8 protein-coding genes are annotated in these 3832 nt (G+C 34.3%); all 8 read left to right on the top strand.

From position 1 onward, the window contains the following. Positions 1 to 92: 92 nt before the first annotated feature. Complete coding sequence (locus IEV50_RS19495) at positions 93 to 287, top strand: hypothetical protein (RefSeq protein WP_188417588.1); 195 nt, start codon at positions 93 to 95, stop codon at positions 285 to 287. Between the two features lie 211 nt (positions 288 to 498). Beyond that, positions 499 to 1179: a hypothetical protein gene (locus IEV50_RS19490; RefSeq protein WP_188417586.1), complete on the top strand. Its 681-nt coding sequence runs from the start codon at positions 499 to 501 to the stop codon at positions 1177 to 1179. A 2-nt stretch (positions 1180 to 1181) separates the two neighbouring features. Next, the gene (locus tag IEV50_RS19485; RefSeq protein WP_188417584.1) at positions 1182 to 1727 is read left to right on the top strand and encodes a 3'-5' exonuclease; all 546 of its coding nucleotides are present in this window, start codon (positions 1182 to 1184) and stop codon (positions 1725 to 1727) included. A 380-nt stretch (positions 1728 to 2107) separates the two neighbouring features. After that, positions 2108 to 2443, top strand: a complete 336-nt coding sequence (locus tag IEV50_RS19720) for a transposase (protein ID WP_229746820.1) — start codon at positions 2108 to 2110, stop codon at positions 2441 to 2443. Beyond that, a complete protein-coding gene (locus tag IEV50_RS19715; RefSeq protein ID WP_229746819.1) occupies positions 2409 to 2651 on the top strand; it encodes a hypothetical protein in 243 nt (80 codons plus the stop codon). The genes IEV50_RS19720 and IEV50_RS19715 overlap by 35 nt, the downstream gene beginning before the upstream one ends. 30 nt (positions 2652 to 2681) lie before the next feature. After that, positions 2682 to 2996, top strand: a complete 315-nt coding sequence (locus IEV50_RS19475; protein ID WP_188417583.1) for a hypothetical protein — start codon at positions 2682 to 2684, stop codon at positions 2994 to 2996. 11 nt (positions 2997 to 3007) lie between these two features. Beyond that, positions 3008 to 3343, top strand: a complete 336-nt coding sequence (locus IEV50_RS19470; RefSeq protein WP_188417581.1) for a hypothetical protein — start codon at positions 3008 to 3010, stop codon at positions 3341 to 3343. A gap of 267 nt (positions 3344 to 3610) precedes the next feature. Further along, positions 3611 to 3832, top strand: a 222-nt coding sequence (locus IEV50_RS19465; protein ID WP_188417579.1) for a transposase, incomplete at its 3' end; no start/stop codon positions are given.

The raw sequence follows: 3832 nt of genomic DNA, 5'->3' as shown, positions 1-3832 counted from the left end.
CCTGATAAAATACTTGGAAGAATAAAAGAACACACTTCTAAAGCATTGGTAAAAGCGATAAAAGAAAACAGTCAGGAATTAGAAAGGAATGGATGCTTTGGCTATTTGAGCGGGCAGGACTTAAAAGTAGTAATGTAACAAGAAGCCAGTTTTGGCAACATAATAATAAACCGATTGAATTATGGAGTACAGAAGTGATTGAACAGAAAGCAGATTATCTGCATGATAATCCGGTTGTAGCAGGTTTTGTAAATGAAGCCTGGCATTGGAAATATAGTTTGCTATAGATTATAGTGGCGGTAAAGGGTTAATTGAAATTGAGTATTTATGATGGTTTTTGTTGGAACAGATGCACACGCGACACGCGTGCGCCAGCGAGGGGAAATTCTAGCGGAGTATTTACTACTTTCAAAAGCAGTAAGATCAATTTTGCAATTATTCAAAAAGGCTCTAGGCTGGATTTAGGGCCTTTTCTACCATTCAAATAAAATAACGATTATGAGCACAACTATTAAATTTACAAATTCATATGGTGAACAGATTTCGAGCCAACAAGCTGAAAGTATCGAATATTATTTACGAGAAGAATATGAGGATGATTTTGGCTTAAGAAAAAAGATAAGATATAATAAAGGTGCCGTCGTCGGTACAACGCACTACTTGAAAAATTCAGAAAACCCTAATGATTTAATAATTAATTCATTAGCCGGTTCCGATAGTAGAGGGTTTTACTTTAATAAACAAATCATAAATGGCTATACAATTTGGGATATTGAATCTTTTAAAGACGCTGAAAAAATTCACAAAGCAAAAGAGGTGTGGGATTCTAAAAATCGAACATTAGCATACCAGCAAATTGAAATACATTCAAATGCGGTGATCGGTACACGTAAATATTTCTATCTCGAAGATCTTGGTCCATACTTTTCAGAAGCTCCTTCTATTCCTGATAATGGTGTTTTTGAATTTGATTATAATTTTTCTGGTTTAGAACCGGGTGAAATATTTGTTGTAATCAATTTAATGCTATATATGGATGTCGGTGGAGGAGGATTTAATATAAACCCTGAGGAAAATATTTTTTTGGAAGACTCTAGATTGGCATCAGTTTTCACCTGGTTGGATCATCCCTATTACCATAATGCAACACCATTAATTCCTACTAACCAAAGTGTTTAGATATGGCAAAGATATTAGATAAGATAATTGTTTTGGATTTGGAAGCTACCTGTTGGGAAGGTAATAATCCGGAAGGAATGGATAGCGATATTATTGAAATAGGTATTTGCTTACTGGATATAAAAACAGGTGAGATAACCGATAATAGAGGGATTCTTGTTAAGCCAGAACGATCGACCGTTAGTGAGTTCTGTACAGAACTCACCACTATAACTCCTGAAATGATTGCTCAGGATGGTATATCCTTTAAAGAGGCATGCTCGGTTTTGAAAAAGCAATATCTTTCATCAGGCCGTGCTTGGGCAAGTTTCGGAGCCTACGACTTAAAGCAGTTCCAAAGACAATGTACTGCTCTCGGAGTTGGGTTTCCCTTTGGGCCATCACATATCAATGTCAAGACATTGTTTGCATTAAAAAATAAATTGGACCATGAAGAAGGAATGTCGAGAGCACTTGAAATATTGGACATTCCACTTGAAGGTACGCATCATCGGGGAGTAGATGATGCGAAAAATATTGCGAAAATATTAAAAAATATATTGAATTAACTTTTGCTGACGTAACGAGCAAGATGGAAATAATGAGCAGGCAAATAAACAATGAGCCGTAAGTACAAATTCTACAGAAAAAAGAAGTTACACTTTGTAACTTTTGCAAGGGGATATTGGATAGAATGATATTAAAAATATAAAGAGTTAAACCAAGTTTCAGCGGTTTTGCAAGAATAAAAGATAGAAGAAGTTAATTTCTTTAATAAATATGTAATAATAGATAAGAACGAAATGCCAATTACCAAGCCGATAACTAAACGATACTATCCGTCACTTTCAGAAGTGATTACAGTAGATGATTTGCCTGAATTTTTGCCCTTCGCTGGCGCACGCGTGCCGCGTGTGAATAAATAATAAGTAAGAAAGATAATATAACAATGAGCCGTAAGTACAAATTCTACAATAAAGAAGGTTTATACTTTGTAAGTTTTGCAACCGTGTATTGGATAGATGTATTTGTGAGGCCATTATATAACGATGTTTTAGTAGATAGTTTGAAATATAGTATAACAAATCTGGGTTTACAATTATTCTGCTGGTGTATTATGCCAAGCCATGTGCATTTAATTTTTAAAGCAAAGGATAATAATCCTGATAAAATACTTGGAAGAATAAAAGAACACACTTCTAAAGCATTGGTAAAAGCGATAAAAGAAAACAGTCAGGAATTAGAAAGGAATGAATGCTTTGGATGTTCGAGCGTGCAGGGTTAAAATTAGTAATGTAAAAGGAAGCCAGTTTTGGCAGCACAATAATAAACCAATTGAATTATGGAGTACAGAAGTAATTGAACAAAAAGCGGATTATCTACATGATAATCCGGTTGTAGCAGGTTTTGTAAATAAGGCCTGGCATTGGAAATATAGTAGTGCAGTAGATTATAGCGGAGGTAAAGGATTAATTGAAATAGAATACTTATAATCTTTTTGGGTTAATGCACACGCGACACGCGTGCGCCAGCAAGGGGGTTTGTTATTAGATGGCAAAAAAGTTTCAAAAAAATCACAACATTTTGTACTTAATCAATCTTGGAATAAACAAAAACTAACGGAGGAAATGGCGTTTGCTTACAATCATAGGGGTCTCGCAATGGAAGTTAGAATTAAAAAAATTAAAAACGTTAATAGAGATGTTGTTGAAACAGATTACTGGTCAAATTTTAGCGATGGAACAAAAGTTATGATACGATATAGGACAGAAGCAATAGATCCTCTATCAGGTCTGCCTGTTTTTGATCATATTGCTCTCTTATCTATAGAACCTTAAATTATAATGTTATGTCAAAATTGAAACAATATGGCTTTCAGATGCAAAAGAAAAGAACTGATAAAGGTGATATATCAATTCTATATAAAGATGTGCCAGGCGGACCGAATTCAGCTTTACACTTTGTTAGTGGTTTAAGCAAACATGAAACAGAATCTTTTATTTACGATTTGGATAGGTCTTTGAATTTACAAGAAAATGCAGATGAAGGTTTTTTCTCAGATCATGTGGAAGACATAGATATAGTATACCAATATCCAAATATTAATATCGACGATGTCTTAGTCCTCCCGATGGCTGATATGAGAGAAATCTTGATTGAATGGTTGAACTTTGCTTTTACATAAGAAAGAGTGTGATCCATAAAAATTATAATCTTGATTTTGTTAATCAAAACTGGGATAATGAAGTTCCACTCTGGTTTAAGTGTTCGCTATTTCAGCGGTCACTTAAATCTAATATTGAAACCAAGACTTTGTCTGAAAATGAAGCAACAACGATGCAATGAAAACTGAAAAATGGCAACAAAATAGAGGTTCGTGATAATGAAGTTCCCTCGCTGGCGCACGCGTGCCGCGTGTGAATAAATAATAAGTAAGAAAGATAACATAGCAATGAGCCGTAAATATAAATTCTACAATAAAGAGGGGCTTTACTTTGTAAGTTTTGCAACCGTGTATTGGATAGATGTATTTGTGAGGCCATTATACAATGATGTTTTAGTAGATAGTTTGAAATATAGTATAACAAATCTGGGTTTACAATTATTCTGCTGGTGTATTATGCCAAGCCATGTACATTTAATTTTTAAAGCAAAGGATAATAATCCTGATAAA

It is taken from the genome of Pedobacter mendelii (assembly GCF_014635725.1).
Lineage (GTDB): Bacteria > Bacteroidota > Bacteroidia > Sphingobacteriales > Sphingobacteriaceae > Pedobacter > Pedobacter mendelii.
This window is presented reverse-complemented; position numbering and strand designations above follow the sequence as displayed.

Coding starts and splice junctions, on each gene's coding strand:
- IEV50_RS19495 (WP_188417588.1), top strand. CDS start 93: ATGCTTTGGCTATTTGAGCGGGCAGGACTTAAAAGTAGTAATGTAACA.
- IEV50_RS19490 (WP_188417586.1), top strand. CDS start 499: ATGAGCACAACTATTAAATTTACAAATTCATATGGTGAACAGATTTCG.
- IEV50_RS19485 (WP_188417584.1), top strand. CDS start 1,182: ATGGCAAAGATATTAGATAAGATAATTGTTTTGGATTTGGAAGCTACC.
- IEV50_RS19720 (WP_229746820.1), top strand. CDS start 2,108: ATGAGCCGTAAGTACAAATTCTACAATAAAGAAGGTTTATACTTTGTA.
- IEV50_RS19715 (WP_229746819.1), top strand. CDS start 2,409: ATGAATGCTTTGGATGTTCGAGCGTGCAGGGTTAAAATTAGTAATGTA.
- IEV50_RS19470 (WP_188417581.1), top strand. CDS start 3,008: ATGTCAAAATTGAAACAATATGGCTTTCAGATGCAAAAGAAAAGAACT.